This is a genomic window from Nonomuraea sp. NPDC049625, assembly GCF_040675285.1.
GTDB classification, from domain to species: Bacteria; Actinomycetota; Actinomycetes; order Streptosporangiales; family Streptosporangiaceae; genus Nonomuraea; species Nonomuraea angiospora_A.
Map to the genome: position 1 here is coordinate 1 of NZ_JBFAOQ010000003.1, position 17,307 is coordinate 17,307.

Genomic DNA, 17,307 nt, shown 5'->3' on the forward strand with positions numbered 1-17,307 from the left:
CGCGCGTCCGAACCCCCGGGACGCGCCGGTGATGATCCAGGTCTTTGTCGTCATGCCGGCGACGCTACGACTTCGAGCGCGCTCGAACGCAAACCCGTAGCCGCTCCGAAGGAATCCATAACTCCGCCGCCCCAGGGTGAGGGTCAACCGATCGCCGCACCGCGGTGTTCTTGCCGACGTCCCTCCCCCGGTCCCCTGGAGCCCTTCATGACTACCCGCCGCTGGGCGGCACTGCCCGTGCTGCTGGTCGCGGTGTTCGTGACCACGCTGGACTTCTTCGTCGCGAACCTGGCCGTCCCGTCCATCCGCGCCGACCTGCGGGCCGGTGACGCCGCGGTGCAGTTCGTGGTCGCGGGGTACGGGCTGGCGTACGCTGCCGGGCTGATCACCTCCGGGCGGCTCGGCGACCTGTACGGGCACCGGCGGATGTTCCGCGCCGGGCTGGCGCTGTTCACGCTGGCGTCGGCGGGGTGCGGGCTCGCGGGAGACGCGGCCTGGCTGGTGGCCGCCAGGGTCGCGCAGGGCGTGGCCGCGGCGCTGCTCGCGCCGCAGGTCCTCACGCTGCTCGGGGATCTCTACCGGGGCGCCGACCGGGCCACGGCCTTCCGCTGGTACGGCACGGCCGTCGGCCTGGCCGGGGTCAGCGGCCAGGTGATCGGCGGCGTGCTGGTGGCCGGCGATCCACTGGGGCTGGGCTGGCGGGCCTGCTTCCTGGTGAACGTACCCCTCGGCGCCGCGGCGCTGGCCATGACGGGACGGCTGCTCCCCCGGCCCCTGCCGTCGCCGCCCCGGCGAGCCGCGCCCCACACGCCCCGAGCCGGGCTCGACCTGGGCGGGGCCGGGCTCGTGACCGCCGGGCAGGTGGCGATCGTGCTGCCCCTGATCGAGGGCCGCGAACAGGGCTGGCCGCCGTGGGCCTGGTGGTGCCTGGCCGCCTCCGGCCCGATCCTGGCCGCGTTCGTGCGCCGTCAGCGGCGGCTGGCGGGCTCGGGGCGGATCCCGCTGCTCGACCTCGACGTGTTCGCGGACCGGGCGTTCGCCTGGGGCCTGGTCGCCGTGGCGCTGCTGTTCGGCACCTCGGCCGGGCTGTCGTTCGTGCTCGCCCTCTACCTGCAGGACGGCCTCGGCCTTGACCCGCTCGCCGCCGGAGCCGTGTGCACCGCGCTCAACGCGGGCTTCTTCGCCGCCTCCCTCCGACCTGGACGCTTCGGCGCACCCGTACTGCTGCTCGGGCTCTGCCTCCTGTACGACGTCGTGGCGCGCGCGGCGCAGCCGTACCAGGTGGCCATGGCCCTCCTCGTGGTCGGAGCCGGGATGGGACTGATCATGTCGCCGCTGCTCTCCTCGGTGCTGTCGGCCATACGCCCCGAGCGGGCGGGAGCCACGGCCGGGGTGCTCGGAACCGTTCAGGAGACCGGGGGCGTGCTCGGCTGCACGATCACCGGCACCGTCTTCTTCGGCACGCTGGCCGGCGGCGACTGGCGGTCCGCGACGCTGGCCGCGCTGTCCGTGCTGGTCGCGGGCGCGCTGGGCATGCTGGCCCATGCCGTGCTACGTCCCCGCGCCCGCACCCCGGTGACGGCGACGTCAGGCGGGCAGCACGATCGCCGGCCGGACGGCCTGGAATGCGGGCGACCATAGCCGAGACCGTGCTGCCCGATCATCCATCGGGCGTTCAGGGTGTCGCGGTTGAGGACGGCGCAAGCGGGTGCCTTGGGCTGGATCAGTCATGGTCTGCGCCGCTGAACTCAGCTGGGACGAGTTCGCAAGGTGCGACCGGTCCGCGGATGACCCCGACGCCGCCTCCATAGCTCTTGTTCAGGTCGCCGTTGGCGGAGTGCATCACGACGACGAGCGTCTCGTCCGGCCCGAAGTCCTTCGGGTCGATCCAGAAGTCTCTCGAGTCCTCGGCTCGTCTCAGCGGCATCCGGTCCGGCTGGGGCACCGTCTGCCCCCGGGGCTCGCGACAGGCCTGGCCGTAGGGGACATAGTCGATCACCGCTCGCACACCCTCTTCCCGCAGCCTTTTCTCCAGGTCCTTCGGCCTGACGAACTCGTTGATCCGTACGGTGACGGTCCCGTCGGGGTTCTTGACGACGGCGAATGCCGGCGCGTCCGACATCAGCGGTACGGCGACCGCCACCGCTGCGGCCACCACCACGGCCAGCCCCACCGCGGCCACCAGATCGCGTGCGGGCCGGCGAGCCGGCCCGGCCTCCCACGAGACCGTGGCGGCCTCCGCACGCAGTTCCTCGAACAGCTTGTCCCTGAACGACACCGCCATCACAGTCCTTCCGTCACGAGAGCCGCCGCCACGCCGGGTACCTTCCGCAGAGTCCGGCGGGCGCGATGCAGCCGGACCCTGGCCGTCCCGACCCTGATGTCCAGGGCCTGGGCCGCCTCCGCCACCGTCAGCTGGTCGATGACCACGAGCTCGATCAACGCCCTTTCGCCCTCCGGCAGGTCGGCCATGGCCGACAGTGCCCGCCGGGCGGGCTCTTCGGCGTCGATGCGGTCGGTCAGGTCGGCGATGTCGTCGCCGTCCAGCAGCCGGCGCGCGACGATCCGTTCGACCGCTCGGGCCTCGCGCTCACTGCGACGTCGTTGGGTCGACAGCACGTTGCGCGCCACCCCGTACAGCCATCCGGTCTCGCTGCCCCGTCCCGGCCGGTAGGTGTGCCGGGAGTGCAGCGCCGCGAGGAATATCTCCGCCGTCAGGTCAGCCACCGCGTGCGGGTCGGCCACCCGCCGTGCGACGAACCGTGTCATGGCGTCGAAATTCCGCAGGTAGAAGGCTTCGAACGCCTGTGTCCGGGCTAACGGGTCCGCCGGTTGCGCCTGGTCGAGCCGCACGAGCCGGGCTCCCTTCGTTCAACAGTGCTTACACCTTGTACTTGGCCGAACCTCGGAATGCATTACGAGGCGGTGCGGGGCCGAACACGTGGATCTCGTTCGACGACGGCCGCTCACCGGACCGATCTGATCGCCTCGATCACCAGGTCGGGCTGGGCGTGCTGCACGTAGTGGTCTGTGGTGCCCGCCACGACGACACGGCCGCGGCTGGACAGCGCGGCGAGACGTCCGGCCTGATGGGCCGCCGTCGCGGGCTGCCCCGCGGGGATGACGACCACGACGGGCAGGTCGCGCCAGGCGCCTGGTCGTACCGTCGCGCGGACCTGGGCGGCGCTGTCCGCCGCGGCCCAGGCCTCGGCCCGGGCGGCGCCCATGCTGCCCGCGCCGTAGACGACGGGAGCGCTCGCACGCGCCGCCGCGGTGGCGTCGGCGGGCACCAGCGCGTCGCCGAACAGCCGCAGCACGCCGACGCGCGCCAGGGCCTGGTTGACGGTGAACTGCGCGGCGAGGAGCGGGCGGGAGATCTGGAGGGCTTCGGTGGCGTTCTCGTCCGTGACGTCGATCAGCACGAGCCCGGCGGTCAGCGCGGGCCAGTGATGCGCGAAGAGTCGCACGATCGTGCCGCCGTAGGAGTGTCCGACCAGGACGTACGGCCCCGCCTCGCCCGCCGCGGCGAGCAGCGCGCGCAGGTCCGCCGCGGCGCGGTCCGCCGTACGAGGGGCCGGGCCGTCCTCGCTCCAGGCGTATCCCGCGCGGTCGTACGCGCACACGCGGCCGGGCAGTCCGCGCTGGATCACGTCCCAGCTCGCACTCGACTCCGCCAGGCCGGCCTCCAGCACGACGGTCGGCGTTCCCGAGCCCGTGGTTCCCGAGCCCGTGCAGTGGACGTGCAGCCGGTGGCCGCCCACGTCCACCAGCCGCCCAGGCACGGGCGGGTCCCCCTGCCGGGCCACCGACTCGTAGCAGAACCCGGTGACGGCCGCCAGCACGACCACCGCCGCGCACCAGGCGGCGGCCCTGCGCAGCGCTCGGGCGACCACAGCTCTCTTCGACACGTCACGAATCTAGGGACGCGATCGCCCGGCCACCTCGTCCTCCAGGACGAGCCGCCTGCAGGAACAGACGCCAGAGAACCTCATCCATCAGGACGAGATCGCCGCCGCGGCACAGGCCTGGCAGGACTTCGGCGTTCACACCGCCACGCTGGTCCCCGCAAAGCGGGCGGATCCGGGAGAGGACCTGCTCAGCCGCCTGGTCACCGAGCCACTCACGGACGACGAGCTCGCCGCGATGATCATCACCATCGTCACCGGCGGCTACCTGTCGGCGAGCAATGCCATCGGCGTCGCCGCCATGCGCGTGATCATCGAAGGCCGCCTGCCCGACCTCACCCCCGCCGTGGTCGACGAGGCTCTCCGCATGCAGTCGGGCCGCACCGGCGAGCATTCACCGACCCCGACCGCTTCCTTCCGGGGCCGCCGCTCCTCCCCTGGTCTTCGGCCAACGGCCCGCACTACTGCCTGGGCGCCGTCCTCGCTCGCGCCGAGATCGGCGCAGCCCTGTCGGCGTTGTCACGTCACCTTCCCGGCGTACGGCCGGCCGAGCCGCTCGAGAGCGTGGAATGGACCACCGACAGCGTCGACGTCGGCCCGCGCGCCGTACGCGTCACCTGGTAGGCCTCGCGACCGCTCTCTTAACACGAAGCGGTGAGAGTGGCCTTCCAATAATGTTCGGAACCGGCCGGAGAATAGCTCGTGCTGATCTCCTGACAGCTACTGCTGTACGCCTGCATGGCGGCCACCGCGCTGGCATGAGCATCCGAGGGGAGATAACCGTAGCCGACGAAGGTCCGTTGATCCGCCACGGCGACGTCGGCCAGGCCGACTACGACTGCCGCCGCCAATGTCATGGTCGCCAACGCGCGGGTTACGCGTCGATGCATTGTTCCCCCAAGGGCAAACAAGATCGGTTTGACTTTTCAGTCAAACCGATCTTTCCATCAAGGTCAATGGTCACCCTGGTACGGCAGCTGCCTCCGTCATCGAGGGAGTTCGCACGATGCGCCGGTCCAGCCAGGGGCCTGGCCGACCGGCCTCAGCCTGCAGCCACCCGGCCAGGCAACGGCACGAACCCGGCAGGCAGGACCGGTGATGCGCCACGGCGGCAGGCGAGTCGAGGCCCCGGAGTCCGAGGCTGCGGCGGGTCAGGGAAGTTGCGATCGGGTGTGCGGTGTGGATTCCCGGCCGGTGCCGGACGGGCGCCGGGACACGTCGGACGGTTGCATGGCAGCAGGGCGGCATACGAAGTACGAGAGGGACAGCAGGAGAAGGGCAGCGGCGGGAACCGCACCGGCGAGCGCCAGACCGATTCGGGGCCCGAGGTGCTGGTTGATGGCGCCGATCAGGGGTCCGCCGAGGGCGCCGCAGCCAAAGAACACGAGAAGGTAGACACCTATCGCCCTGCCGCGAAGCTCGGTTCCGGCAGCGACCTGCACGGTGGCGTTGACCGCGGTGAACAACAGTGTCGTAGCCATGCCGATCCCGGCGAGGGCGCACGCGAGGCTCCACGGTGTCGGCATGGCGGCGGCGAGTAAATACGTGGCGGCCACCGCGCACCCGGTCCAGGTCAATCCGTTCATGGTGGTGCGGGTTCGACCGGCGGCGATCAGCGCGCCGAGCATGGAGCCGAGCGCGACGACGAAGGTGAGCGTCGCGTAGCCGGAGGGTCCGATGTCGAGGGTGCGGGCGTAGGAGGACAGTGTGACCGGCAGGCTGCTGGTGAACATGCTGAACGCGCCGGCCAGCGCGATGGGCCGCCAGATCTCCGGTCGCCGTACCAGTCCGCGCATCCCACCTGGAACGAGTGCGGCGGCGCGCGCCGCGGGGCGCGGGTGCGGGAGCCGGTCCGGGTCGATGCAGGCGAAGGCGATGAGCGGGACAGCGTAGGAGACGGCGTTGAGAGCAAAAGCCCAGCCGGGACCGACGGCGCTGATCAGCGCACCGGACACTGCCGGGCCGGTGAGGGCGCCGAGTTGGTACGTCGAGGAGTTGAGACTGATGGCGCTGTGCAGGTGATCGCGTTCGACGAGGTCGGTGACGAACGCCAGCCGAGCAGGCTGGTCGATCGCCGCGATGATGCCGAGCACTGCCGCCAGGAGCTGGATGTGCCAGGCGGTGACGTGGCCGGTGAGGGTGAGCACGGCGAGGATCGCGGCCAGGGCGCCGGTCGCGGCCTGGGTGGCCTGCAACACCCGGCGCTTCGGGTAGTGGTCGGCGATCCACCCACCGGCCAGGCCGAAGACCAGCATGGGGGCCAGTTGCAGAGCAGTGGTGATTCCGACGGCGGTGGCATCTCCGGTGAGGCTGAGCACCAGCCAGTCCTGGGCGATGCGCTGCGCCCACATCCCGGTGGTCGCCACTGTCTGGCCGAGCAGCAGGAGCCGGAAGTTCCGGGAACGCAACGCGGCAAGCCTGGTACGTCGCGGGATAGGTGGTTTCGGCCGGGGGCTGGGGGGCTCTGGCCTGGCGGCCGCCCTGGTCACGACGGAACTCCTCCTTCGGTAACGGGGCTGTGTCTCCATCGTTGGGCACCGGGATGAATTCACGAAAGGGAATTGATCAAATAAGTCTTATTGCGAATCATGATGAGCCGGCCTAGCGTCGGGTCGTATGTTTCCTCCCGAGCAGGTGCGGACTTTCCTGGTAGTGGCGCAGTCATTGAGCTTCAGCCGGGCTGCGGCGGCGCTGGGCCTCGGTCAGCCCACAGTGAGTCAGCACATACGCAAGCTTGAACAAGCGGTCGGTCGGCCGTTGCTGGTCCGGGACACTCGCAGCGTGACGTTGACCGTCGACGGAGAGGCGATGGTCGGCTTCGCCCGCTCGATTCTCACCGCACACGCTCAGGCGGCGGACTATTTCACCGGCGGCGGCGTGCGGGGCCGGTTGCGATTCGGGGTGACCGACAATCTCGCGCTGAGCCAACTGCCACGGATTCTGCGGGACTTCCGGCACCTCAACCCCGGCGTCACTCTGGACCTGACCGTGGTCCAGCAGGGCGTGCAACTGCAACGCCGAGTCGAATCCGGCCACGTCGACGTCGCCTTCCTCCAGACCACCGCCGGAGAGGGACGGGGCCGGCTGGTGCGCCGGGACCGGCTCGTATGGGCTGCCGTCGAAGGCAGCGGCCTGCGATGGGACGACGGACAGCGGGTGCCGCTGATCGTGTATCAGGCGCCCAGCCCCAGCCGGGCGTTGGCGGTGCAGGCGTTGGAGCAGGCAGGCGTCAAACACCGTGTGGTCTGTACGGCGCGCGGGGTCAACGCCGTGCTGGCCGCCACCCGTGCCGGCCTCGGCGTTGCGATCTTCGCCCGCAGCCTGCTGCCCGCCGATCTGGTCGAGCTTCCCAAGAGTGCCGGACTACCCGAACTGGGCGAACTCGACCTCGTCCTGCTGACCAACCCGCGCGCCCCCTCCGAACTCGCGGAGGCCTTGACCAGCGCTATCCTCGCGCACGCCAACCCCACCGGCTCCATCCACGACACCCGTCACCGGCCGGAGGCCCCGGCAGGTGCGGAGATCCGCCGAACGCGCCAGTAGAGGGCAAGGCCTCGATGTGTTCCCATGACCTGGTCGCCGGAGTTCCGGCGTGGGCACGGCGCTCCGCTCAGCGGGCTCAACCACGGCCGGACCCACGGGGATCCGGCCGAGGACCTGGAACGGCCCCGGTCCGCGTGGATGGACCGGGGCCGTTCGTCGTCGGCGGGCTTGGTCTGCCTCTCCTTGGGAGGCTGCGGGTCACAGGCTGCGGGCGGTGATGTCGCCGTTGGAGGTGGTGGCGTGGATGTCGAGTTCGGTGCTGCCGTTGTTCTTGAGGGCGTTGGTGATGCGGCCGTAGGTGGTGCCGGCGTCCAGCGCGGCCGAGACCCCGGCCGCGGCGGCGATCGCGATGTCGCCGGACTGGGTGCGGAGCACGACCTTGCCGCCGGTGGCCTCGGCGATGCGGATGTCGCCCCGTGCGGTGTTGATCTCCGCGGGGCCGGCCAGCCGGCCGACCTCGACGTCGCCGTCGGTCGCGGTCAGGCGCAGGCTCGCGGTCTCCTCGAGCGTGATCTGGCGGTACGCGCCGTCGAAGGCGACCTCGCCGAGGCGGCCGAGGGCCCGGAGTTCGGCGGCGGCCGCCTTCGCCTCGATGCGGGAGCCGGTGGGCAGCTGGACGGTCACGTCGATGGACCCGGACGGACCGAGGTACTGGTTCTTCACCGAGGTCTCGATCCGCAGGACGCCGTCGGCGTAGGCGACCGTGGTCTCCTCGGCCGCCTTCACGTCACGGCTCTTGGAGGGGTTGGTGGGCTGGATCTCGACCGTGGTGTCGGCCTGGTCGGCGGCGATGAGCTGGACGCGTCCCGCGGGGATGTGCAGGACGGCGGCGATCGGGGCGGGGGTGTCGAACTTCTGCATCGTGTGCTCCTTGTGCGGTGTTCTTTCGATGCCCCTACGATCGCCGACCGCTCTGATATGGGGCTGTCGCCGTCCTGACGCCGCCGCTGACATCCGGCAGGCCTCTTGCGTGCGTTCAGGGCGAGGCCGGAGGAACTTCGAGAGGGTCAGGGTCGTCATCTCTAACATGGGCGACAAGGAACATAACGATCGGTTCCGGCACCTGCCGGAGCGGCCGGACCCGGCGACGTGGCGGTCTGGTCGGGATGAATCGCCGTTGCCGCAGGCGATCGCCGAGCCGGCGGAAGTGAAGGACACCGGCCTGCGCTGGGTGGCGCCCGAGCTCGAAGCGGCACGGCAGATCAGCGATGCGATCGTACGCCGCCGCGGTTCCCGCGACTGAGCCGCCGCTGTCCACCATCACCGCCTCTCCCGCGGCGGGCCACCGGTGCCAGGCCATCGTGGCGACGGTGACGGCTCGGGCCGTCATTTCAAGACCGGGGTGTGATCCGGGCCTCGATGGCGTCCAGCAGCGCGGCCAGGCCGAACTCGAACTCGTCACGGCTGCCCACGCGTGACAGCTCCTCGGCGTGAGCGACCAGGACGGGATACTGGTGAGGGGCCAGACTCCCGTAGAGCCTCCGGCGCATCCGCTGCTCCTCCGGGTCCCCGGAGTCCACGCCCAGGTTGAACTGCACCGAGCCGACGCACAAGGCGCGATGAGCGCCCGCCATCTGCGAGACATCGTGGCGGCCTACTTCGCGACGTTCGTGAGGAGCTTGTCGAATTCGCGGTCCGGCAATGTCCTGTTGAGCTCCAGGAGCCTTTCGGCCATGTAGCCGACCGCGTAGCGCGTCTCGGGCTTGCCGGCTTCGATGGCCTGCCGGATGGCGGTGGCGACGACACCTGGGGCGCTGGCCGGGGTGTTCTCGCCGAGCTGTGTCTCGGCGCGTTGGGCCATGGCTTCGGCCATCTCCCCGTACGCGGTCGTGCCGGAGATCTCACGGAGGTCCTGTGCCGTGTGGTCTTCGAACTCGGTCTTGATGATGCCGGGTTGGATGATCACGACGTCGATGCCGAACGGCTCAACCTCCATGCGCAGGCTGTCGGAGTAGGCCTCCAGCGCGTGCTTGGTCGCGTAGTACCAGCAGCCGAGCGGCAGCGCGATCTCGCCGCCGATGGAGGAGACGTTGACGATCGTGCCGGACCCCTGCTCGCGCATGTACGGCAGGGCGAGCTGGGTCAGCCGGGCAGGGGCGAAGACGTTGACCTCGAACTGGTCGCGCGCCAGGTCGATGGGGATGTCCTCGGCCGCGCCGTGCAGGACGGTGCCGGCATTGTTGATCAGGACGTCGATGCGGCCCTGTTCGGCGACGATGGCGCCGATGACGTGTTCCAGGTCCTCCGGCCGGCGTGCGTCCAGCGCCAGGGCGTGTCCGCCGGCGTCGCGGATGTCGTCCATCTTGTGTACGCGCCGCGCGGCGCCGTAGACGATGTGGCCGGCGCGGATGAGTTCGAGTGCGGTGGCCTTGCCGATGCCGGCGGAGGCGCCGGTGACGAGTACGACCTTTTTCATGGTGGAACTCCCTCTTCGGTCTGGGTGAACGCTAGGGTCGTGTTCTGGGATGAGACAACTCGAAGAATTCATTTGAGCAGGTCAGAGGCCATGTATTGGTGCAATGACCTTGTAGCTGAGTGCAACTGCCTTGCAGCACCGAGGGCTCGACCGGGGAGGATGACATGCCGGGAGACCGGCTGACCGCCGAGGATCGTCGCCGCATCGCCGAAGGCCTGGCGGCCGGCCTGACCTACGCGGAGATCGCCCGCCGGCTGGGACGGTCCAGGTCCACCGTCACCCGCGAGATCGCCAGGAACGGCGGCCCGCACGGCTACCGGGCGGCGCGCGCCCAACATGCGACGAACTGGCGCGCCCGCCGCCGCAAGCGCGCTCCCCACGCCGGCGTTCCGCACACCACCGACAACCGTGACGTCCGCACAGCCCGGGAGTTCGAAGAACAGTTCGTCGCCATGATGATCGAGGGCGGGATGGCGCCCATGACCGCCAAGGTGTTCGCCGCGCTGTTCCTCAGCGAGGGCGGCAGCCTGACCGCCACGGAGCTCGCCCGGCAACTCCATGTCAGCCCGGCGACGATCTCCCATGCCATCAAGTGGCTGGAGCGGCGGCAGATGGTCGCCCGGGAGCGGGAGGCGCGCCGGGTGCGGTACTTCGTGGACGTGGACGTCTGGTACCACACGTGGGCGGCCAGCGCCAGGTCGATAGCGATCTGGGCCGACACCACGCGGCACGGCGTCGGGATCTTCGGCAGCGACACACCCACCGGCGACCGGCTCCGTACCACCACCCAGTTCTTCGAGCTCCTCGGCCACGACATGGGCCAGGCGGCCGAGCACTGGCGGCAGGCCCTCTCCATGCAACGCCAGCGGTGAACTCCGGCGGTCGCGTCAGGAACCGTCGAGGCTCGACAGCCCGTTGACCGCGACCTCGATCCCTCGCCGGCCGGCGGCCAGGACGTCCTCGTTGGAGCCGCCCTGCTGCTGGGCGACGAGCCCCGCCACGGACAGCGCGCCCATGAAGCTGCCGACCGCCGCTCCCGCCGACACGGGATCCAGCTCGGGGTAGACCTCGCACAGGGCCCCGGCCAGCACGGGCTGCTCCTGGAGGATGAGCGTCAGCCCGCGTGCCTGCAGCGCGGGCTCGGTGAACACCAGCCGGGCCCGCAGCGGCGACAGCGCGAAGTCCAGCTCGTCGCCCTCGGCCAGGCTGCGCACCAGGGCCTCGAACATCCGGCCCAGCAGATCCCCCAGGGGCTCCCCCGGTTTCCGCCCGGCGATCACCTCGAGCATGCTCTGCCCGCGATCCCCGGCGTTCAGGAAGAGCACTTCCTCCTTGCTCGCGAAGTACGCGAAGAAGGTCCGGGGTGCCACGTCGGCCGCCGCGGCGATCTCGGCGACAGTGGTCTGCTCATAGCCCCGTTCACTGAACAGCCGCACCGCGGCCTCCAGCAGCGCACGACGAGTGCGGGCCTTCTTGCGTTCGCGATGACCTTCCACAGCGCAACCCTACAGCATGCTCTGCGTTTATGCATAGCTTGTAATTTCGCAGTCTATGCGCTTTTCTGGCAGGCATGGACATCCTCGAGAGTCTGCCGGTCGAACGGGAGGACCCGTTCGAGCCACCTGCTCTACTGAAAGAGCTCCACGGACCGCTGCACCCGATGACCTACGCCGACGGGCGGCTCGGCTGGCTGGTCACCGGCTACGCCGAGGCACGCGCGGTGCTCGACGACCCGCGCTTCAGCAACACCCAGCAGGGCGCCGCCCCGCCGATCAAGGAGCTGGCGCCGCCCGAGGGGCTGACGGATCTGGTGATCCCGCCAGGCTTCTTCATCGCGATGGACGACCCTGAGCACTCCCGTTACCGCAAGCTGCTGACCGGGCACTTCAGCATGCGGAAGATGCGAAGGCTGGAGCCCAGGATCCAGGAGATCATCGACGGCCAGCTCGACGAGATGGCCCGCTCCGGGGCTCCCGCGGACCTGGTCAGGACGTTCGCACTGCCGATCCCGTCGCTGGTGATCTGCGAGCTGCTCGGCGTGCCGTACGGCGAGCGTTCACGCTTCCAGGACGCCACCGCGCGGGCGGTGAACCTCGACAACCCCATCGAACAGCGGGGCGCCGCGAGCGCCGAGCTGATGGGCTACCTGTCCGAGCTGGTCGGGCGCAAGCGGGCCGAGCCCGGCGAGGACCTGCTCAGCGAGCTGGTCACCGGCGGCGAGCTCAACCACGAGGAGCTCACCGGCGTGGCCACGCTGCTGCTGACCGCCGGGCACGAGACCACCGCGACCATGCTGAGCCTGGGCACGTTCCTGCTGCTGTGCCGCCCCGAGCAGGCCGACCTCGTACGCACGGATCCCGCCGTCGCCGAGACCGCGGTCGAGGAACTGATGCGCTACCTCAGCATCACGCACATCGGCCCGATCCGGGTCGCCAGGGCCGACGTGCCCCTCGCCGGGCGGACGATCAAAGCCGGCGAAACCGTGACGATCTCCCTCCCGGCCGTCAACCGCGACGCGACCCGCTTCCCCGCCCCCGACCGCTTCGACGTCACCCGCCAGGCCACCCAGCAACTGGGCTTCAGCCACGGCATCCACCAGTGCCTGGGCCAGCAGTTGGCCCGGCTGGAGATGCGGCTGGCCTATCCGGCGCTGCTGCGCCGCTTTCCCGGGCTGCGACTGGCCGTACCCGCGAAGGAGGTGCCGCTACGGCCTCGGGCCGCCATGTACGGCGTGGCCGCCCTGCCGGTCACCTGGTAGTGGCGCCCGCCGGCAGCCTCCTCCGGCGCTGCGACTGACCCGGGGGCCTCGGCCGGCAGGCTGGCGACGGCCGCGACGTCGGTCCGGCCGAGACCGTCGCCGCCGAGATCCGCGCCCGCGGCGGCGACGCGATCGCGGACACCGGCGACGTGGCGACGCCGGACGGCGGCGCGGCACTCGTCCGCGCCGCGCTCGACACGTACGGCAGGGTCGACATCCTCGTCAGCAACGCGGGCATCCTGCGGGACGCGCTGCTCGAGGACACGACTCCCGGCGTGCTGGACCCGGTCCTCGACGTGCACGTCAAGGCTCTGTTCCACGTGACCCGGCCGACGTGGAAGGTCATGCGCGAGCAAGGTTACGGCCGAGTCGTCAACACCACCTCGGCGGCCGGACTGCTCGGCAGCCCGCACAAGAGCAACTACGGCACGGCGAAGGCGGGAGTGGCCGGCTTCACCCGCGTCCTCGCCGTCGAGGGCGCCGAGCACGGGATCAAGGTCAACGCCATCGCCCCCATCGCCGCCACCCGCATGCTCGTCAAGCACCTCGGCGAAGGCTCCCGGCTCGACCCCGCGAACACGGCCATGGTCAACGCCGTCCTCGGCAGGCTAGATCCCGAGCTGGTGGCGCCGGTGGTGGCGTTCCTCGCGCACGAGGACTGCCCGGTCACCCGCGAGATCTACACCGCGGGCGCCGGGCAGATCGCTCGCTTCTTCATCGGCAGGACGCCCGGCTACCACCACCCGGAACTGTCCGTCGAGGACGTCCGGGACCACCTCGCCGAGATCCGCGACGAGACCGGCTACACCGTCCCGGCCGGTCCCGGCAAGGAGATCGCGCAGTTGCTGCGGGTCACCCAACCGGGCGTCGTGCCCGACACCCTTCCGATCCTCGGCGCGTTCGCGTCACCTGACGTTCCGCGCGCACCGAGTTCACCGAGGACGTGTTGTCATGACCACCGATATGCCCGTTTTCCCGGCACGCGGATGCTGCGTGCGAACGGCGAGGGCGCGCCGGACGCCTTCCCTCGTTCCACGGCGTCAGGTTCCGACATGACATGTCCGTCTACGGCGTCCACGAACTCCCCGTCACCTGGTGAGGCGATGCGTACCGACATAACCTGATCCTGATCGCTCTCGCCATGACGGGGGTCGCGTTCGGTGTCCCGGCATCCCCCGTCCGCGCTCCGGGCCGCATCGACGTGCCGGGGGTGCTGCTGCTGTCCGCCGGTCTGGTCTGCCTGCTGCCGGCGCTCAGCAAGGGCGGCGGCTGGGGCTGGGCGAGCGGCCTGTTCCTCCTGCCCGCGACCGTGGCGATGGTGGTGTTCGCGCCGCTGTCCGGTGCCCTGAACCGCCGCTTCGGCGCCAGACTCCCGCTGGTGACGGGCATCCTCATGGCGACGTCCTCGTTCGCGCTGCTCGCCGTCGCTCACGACGCGGCGTGGCACATCCTCACCGCGGTCACCCTCATGGGCATCGGTATCGGTCTGGCGTCCGCCGCCATGACGAACGCGATCCTCGCCACCGTCCCGCCGTCCCGGACCAGCGTCGCCACGAGCATCGACACCCTCGCCCGCACCATCGGCACCGCAGTCCTCGCCGCGGCCGGCTCGGCGGCAACGACTTGCCTGCCGAAGCCGAACGCGCCGCCACCGGATCGCTCACCATCGACGTCGGCGACCGCTACCCGATCGAAGAGGTCGCCAAGGCACGCTGTCGGCAGGACGCCGTGGATCTTCGACCGCCGGCCGTCGCATAGGAACCTCATGAGGTCCCCGTCCGGAAACGTCTGGTGGCGCGTGGTCAGTCGGCGGAGTGCCGGAAGCCGCGCAACATCGCGGTGACCCCCATCTCGAAGTGGTCGTCGAGGGTGGTGGCGTCGGCGGCTTCGGCGAGCACGTTGTAGTCGGGACTGCCGGGCCGCGGTTTGCGGCTGCGCCGCTCCGCGCCGAGCCGGGTCACGGCGATGGCCAGAGCATGGCCGATGGTGAACTCGCGCAGGCAGCGGGTTATGCGCAGGGCGTGTGCCGGGGGGATGCCGTCGGCATGGAGTTTGGTGAGCATCTTGACGCCGGTGTCGATGGAGGCGGGCGAGCGCACCGGCCGGGTCGCGAACACCTGCACGGCGTGGGGGTGGCGCAGGAGGGTGTCGCGCAGCCGCAGGCAGTATTCGCGCGCCAGGTCCTGCCAGGGGCCGTCCCAGGGCAGGGTGTCGACGTCGATCTCGGTGAACAGCGCCTCGGCGACGCCGTCGAAGAGCGCCTCCTGGTCGTCGTAGTAGCGGTAGGCGGCCATCGGGTCGAAGCCGACCGCGGTGCCGAGCTTGCGCATGGAGAACTTGCGCAGGCCGTGGGCGTCGATGAGGGTGAGAGCGGCGACGGCGAGGTATTCGCGGGTGAGAGTGGGCCGGGTGGGCGGCTCCGGCAGCGTGCCCGGCGGTCTGGGGTCGGCCGTCATGCTGCGAAGCCCTCCAGGATCGTGGTGAGTGTCTTGGTGAATTCCTCCGGGTGCTGCATGTACGGGACGTGGCCGCCGGGGAACTCCTGGCAGGGTATGCCAAGGCGCTCGGACAGCACGTGCGCGGGAGTGTAGTAAGGCTTGCCGACGCTGTCGCGCCCGGTGGCCAGGCACCACGGCGCCGTGGTGGCGGCCGGCGCGGACAGGTCGGGCTGGTAGTCGAAACAGAAGGCGGGTAGCTCGCGGCGCAGCATGAGCTCCGCGTTGTGGAGTTGGCGGGTCATCGCATCCGGCTCGCGCCGGGTGAGCCTCCGCGCCAGGTCGCCGGCGGCGAGCACGAGCTGGGTGCCGGCGGCGATGACGGTCTGGCCGGTGGGCGACAGGAAGATGCGCGGGGGGTCGGGCAGCGTCATCGCGCCGAAGGCCGCGAAGGCCCGCATCAGGTGCCCGTCCTGGCCGAGGCGGCCGATGTGTTCGATTTCCCGCCGTTCGGCGGAGCCGGCCGGCAGGAGCTGGACCAGCGGCGCCTCGTGCACGACGGCGCCCAGCAGGCGGCCGGGATGCCTGATCACCATCTCCAGGGCGATGATCGCGCCCCCGCTGTTGCCGAAGACGTAGGCGCGTTCGAGGCCGTGGTGGTCGAGGACGGCGACCGCGTCGTCCGCCTGCGTGGCAGGCGTGATCGAGGCATCCGGGTGGGTGAACGGGCTGCGTGAATTGCCGCGCCGATCGTAGGTGATCACGGTGTACGTCCGCGCCAGCAGCGGGACCACGTCCGCATACATCCCGGCATCGCCTCCGCCGCCGGAGATCAGCAGCAGCGGGGGCCCGTCACCGGCAAGTTCGACGTGTAGCCGAGCCCCGGGCACCTCAACCGTGTCGCTCGTCATGGCTCTCCTTCCTGATGACGTCAAGCACGCGTCTACACTGTAGCGCCTGTCTACAGCGTAGACAGATGACAGACGGGAGCTTCGCCCTTGCCCGGCCACTGCTGACCCGCCCGATCTCGCGGCGAACAACAGGAGGGCTGCCGTCGTGTTCCAGGGATTCAAGGCGAGTGCAGCACTACGATCTTGAAGGTCTCCCACCCCCTGTGAAAGAGGCCGCCAGTGGTCACGCACTCCGAACTCGTCCGGGTCTTCGGCACGGACGGCATCGTCACGCTCGACCGCGACCAGGTGGAGGAGCGCGGCTTCCGGCCAGAGGACGTCGAGCTGCTGTGCGAGGTCGGCCTGCCGGTCACCGCCGACATTCTCTTCACGATGCACGTGAACGGTCCGTTCGATGCCTTCACGGTCTTCGATGCCGAGACCCCGAACCGACCCGCACGCTTCATGATCCTCGGTAGGGGCCGTACCGACGACCGGATCCGCTACGCCGTGGAGCTGGAGAGCAGCAACGTCTACCTGCTCGCGCTGGAGGACGGCGTGCCCACCCCCGAGCCCGAGACCATCAACACCTCGCTCGGCGCGTTCGTGGAGTTCCTGTACCGAATCGAGCTGTGCGCGCAGGAAATGGGCGGGGCCGACCTCGAAGAGTCGCGCCCGTACCTCGAGAAGCTCGTCGCCGACCTGAGGACACATGACGAGCGCGCTCTCGCGCCGGACACGTTCTGGGGCGGGCTGATGGACGCCTACCTTCACGGCGGTGTCCCGCGAGGGCGCAAAGGCAGCCGACAGGCGATCGTCACCGCGCTGGAGGCGCACCTCCCCGATGACGAGCCGCTGCGCTGGGCGACCGACATCCCGGTGGGTGAGGGCGTCCAAGAGCTGAGCGCGCACCGCGCGGACGGCTACTGGCTGCTCGTCACGTGGGGTTTCAGCGACCTGGACGGTCTGCTCGACGTCGACCCCGAACCGGGTGCCAGCGGCCTCGGTTTCGAGCTGACGATGCGCGTCCCGCGCGACGAACTGCCGCCTGGCTGGGCACTGGCGACGCTGCAGAATCTCGGCACGTACGTGTTCGGCGAGGGCTACCCGTTCGCCGATGGGCACCGGATGGGTGTCGGCGGGCAGCTCGGCCCCGAGACCAGCAGACTCAACGCGCTGGTCTTCGTCACCGACCCGCACCTGGGCGTGATCGATGCCCCTGACGGCCAGATCGCGTTCATCACCGCCGTGGGCGTCACCCGAGAGGAACTCGCCGAAGCGAAGGCCACCAGCAACGACGCGGTGCTCGCCCGCCTCACCGGGGCGAACGGTGTCCCGCTCACCGACGTCACTCGGTGAG

At 70.3% G+C, this 17,307-nt stretch carries 18 protein-coding genes and 1 pseudogene; 8 read left to right on the forward strand and 11 right to left on the reverse strand.

Features of this window, described 5'->3' with window-relative positions:
* The first annotated feature begins 207 nt into the window (after positions 1-207).
* Positions 208-1,641 carry an MFS transporter gene (locus tag AB0J87_RS13525; RefSeq protein ID WP_363965084.1) on the forward strand — a complete coding sequence of 478 codons (1,434 nt, stop codon included), beginning with the start codon at positions 208-210 and terminating at the stop codon, positions 1,639-1,641.
* An 82-nt stretch (positions 1,642-1,723) separates the two neighbouring features.
* Here AB0J87_RS13525 and AB0J87_RS13530 read toward each other — a convergent pair whose 3' ends face one another.
* The 5 genes from AB0J87_RS13530 to AB0J87_RS13550 form a co-directional block, all read right to left on the reverse strand.
* A complete protein-coding gene (locus tag AB0J87_RS13530; protein ID WP_363965086.1) occupies positions 1,724-2,284 on the reverse strand; it encodes a hypothetical protein in 561 nt (186 codons plus the stop codon).
* Entirely contained in the window at positions 2,284-2,853 is a 570-nt protein-coding gene (locus tag AB0J87_RS13535; RefSeq protein ID WP_363965088.1) for an RNA polymerase sigma factor, read from the reverse strand. Before AB0J87_RS13535 ends, AB0J87_RS13530 begins: the two co-directional genes overlap by 1 nt.
* A gap of 113 nt (positions 2,854-2,966) precedes the next feature.
* Positions 2,967-3,908 (reverse strand): alpha/beta hydrolase, encoded by a 942-nt coding sequence (locus tag AB0J87_RS13540; protein ID WP_363965089.1) that lies wholly within the window; start codon positions 3,906-3,908, stop codon positions 2,967-2,969.
* A 1-nt stretch (position 3,909) separates the two neighbouring features.
* A complete protein-coding gene (locus AB0J87_RS13545) occupies positions 3,910-4,299 on the reverse strand; it encodes a hypothetical protein (RefSeq protein WP_363965091.1) in 390 nt (129 codons plus the stop codon).
* Positions 4,300-5,056: 757 nt separating this feature from the next.
* Positions 5,057-6,433 carry an MFS transporter gene (locus AB0J87_RS13550; RefSeq protein WP_363965093.1) on the reverse strand — a complete coding sequence of 459 codons (1,377 nt, stop codon included), beginning with the start codon at positions 6,431-6,433 and terminating at the stop codon, positions 5,057-5,059.
* Between the two features lie 88 nt (positions 6,434-6,521).
* Here AB0J87_RS13550 and AB0J87_RS13555 point away from each other — a divergent pair, with 88 nt between their 5' ends.
* Positions 6,522-7,448, forward strand: a complete 927-nt coding sequence (locus AB0J87_RS13555; RefSeq protein WP_363965095.1) for a LysR substrate-binding domain-containing protein — start codon at positions 6,522-6,524, stop codon at positions 7,446-7,448.
* A 198-nt stretch (positions 7,449-7,646) separates the two neighbouring features.
* On the opposite strand, the gene AB0J87_RS13560 is transcribed toward AB0J87_RS13555, so the two are convergent.
* The gene (locus tag AB0J87_RS13560) at positions 7,647-8,309 is read right to left on the reverse strand and encodes a DUF4097 family beta strand repeat-containing protein (protein ID WP_363965097.1); all 663 of its coding nucleotides are present in this window, start codon (positions 8,307-8,309) and stop codon (positions 7,647-7,649) included.
* A gap of 166 nt (positions 8,310-8,475) precedes the next feature.
* Between AB0J87_RS13560 and AB0J87_RS13565 the strand changes: the two genes are divergently transcribed.
* Positions 8,476-8,691, forward strand: a complete 216-nt coding sequence (locus tag AB0J87_RS13565) for a hypothetical protein (RefSeq protein WP_363965099.1) — start codon at positions 8,476-8,478, stop codon at positions 8,689-8,691.
* Positions 8,692-8,779: 88 nt separating this feature from the next.
* Here the strand turns inward: AB0J87_RS13565 and AB0J87_RS13570 are convergent, their stop codons facing one another.
* Positions 8,780-9,022: a TetR/AcrR family transcriptional regulator C-terminal domain-containing protein gene (locus AB0J87_RS13570; RefSeq protein ID WP_363965101.1), complete on the reverse strand. Its 243-nt coding sequence runs from the start codon at positions 9,020-9,022 to the stop codon at positions 8,780-8,782.
* A 20-nt stretch (positions 9,023-9,042) separates the two neighbouring features.
* On the reverse strand, positions 9,043-9,864 hold the full coding sequence (locus AB0J87_RS13575; RefSeq protein WP_363965103.1) for an oxidoreductase: 822 nt from the start codon (positions 9,862-9,864) through the stop codon (positions 9,043-9,045).
* A gap of 164 nt (positions 9,865-10,028) precedes the next feature.
* On the opposite strand from AB0J87_RS13575, the gene AB0J87_RS13580 reads away from it, so the two are divergent.
* Positions 10,029-10,736: a helix-turn-helix domain-containing protein gene (locus AB0J87_RS13580; RefSeq protein ID WP_363965105.1), complete on the forward strand. Its 708-nt coding sequence runs from the start codon at positions 10,029-10,031 to the stop codon at positions 10,734-10,736.
* A 15-nt stretch (positions 10,737-10,751) separates the two neighbouring features.
* On the opposite strand, the gene AB0J87_RS13585 is transcribed toward AB0J87_RS13580, so the two are convergent.
* The gene (locus AB0J87_RS13585; protein ID WP_363965107.1) at positions 10,752-11,360 is read right to left on the reverse strand and encodes a helix-turn-helix domain-containing protein; all 609 of its coding nucleotides are present in this window, start codon (positions 11,358-11,360) and stop codon (positions 10,752-10,754) included.
* A gap of 74 nt (positions 11,361-11,434) precedes the next feature.
* On the opposite strand from AB0J87_RS13585, the gene AB0J87_RS13590 reads away from it, so the two are divergent.
* The 3 genes and pseudogenes from AB0J87_RS13590 (at position 11,435) to AB0J87_RS13600 (ending at position 14,465) form a co-directional block, all read left to right on the forward strand.
* Positions 11,435-12,622 (forward strand): cytochrome P450, encoded by a 1,188-nt coding sequence (locus AB0J87_RS13590; protein ID WP_363965109.1) that lies wholly within the window; start codon positions 11,435-11,437, stop codon positions 12,620-12,622.
* Between the two features lie 86 nt (positions 12,623-12,708).
* A pseudogene (locus AB0J87_RS13595) lies at positions 12,709-13,746 on the forward strand (SDR family NAD(P)-dependent oxidoreductase); the annotation flags it as partial.
* Between the two features lie 86 nt (positions 13,747-13,832).
* Entirely contained in the window at positions 13,833-14,465 is a 633-nt protein-coding gene (locus tag AB0J87_RS13600; RefSeq protein ID WP_363965111.1) for an MFS transporter, read from the forward strand.
* Here AB0J87_RS13600 and AB0J87_RS13605 read toward each other — a convergent pair.
* Together AB0J87_RS13605 and AB0J87_RS13610 are read right to left on the reverse strand one after the other, a co-directional pair.
* A complete protein-coding gene (locus AB0J87_RS13605) occupies positions 14,425-15,078 on the reverse strand; it encodes a TetR/AcrR family transcriptional regulator C-terminal domain-containing protein (RefSeq protein ID WP_363965113.1) in 654 nt (217 codons plus the stop codon). The genes AB0J87_RS13600 and AB0J87_RS13605 overlap by 41 nt on opposite strands.
* Positions 15,075-15,968 carry an alpha/beta hydrolase gene (locus tag AB0J87_RS13610; RefSeq protein WP_363965115.1) on the reverse strand — a complete coding sequence of 298 codons (894 nt, stop codon included), beginning with the start codon at positions 15,966-15,968 and terminating at the stop codon, positions 15,075-15,077. Before AB0J87_RS13610 ends, AB0J87_RS13605 begins: the two co-directional genes overlap by 4 nt.
* Before the next feature lie 219 nt (positions 15,969-16,187).
* Here AB0J87_RS13610 and AB0J87_RS13615 point away from each other — a divergent pair, with 219 nt between their 5' ends.
* Positions 16,188-17,306, forward strand: coding sequence for a suppressor of fused domain protein (locus AB0J87_RS13615; protein ID WP_363965117.1), 1,119 nt, complete (start codon positions 16,188-16,190; stop codon positions 17,304-17,306).
* Position 17,307 lies beyond the last annotated feature (1 nt).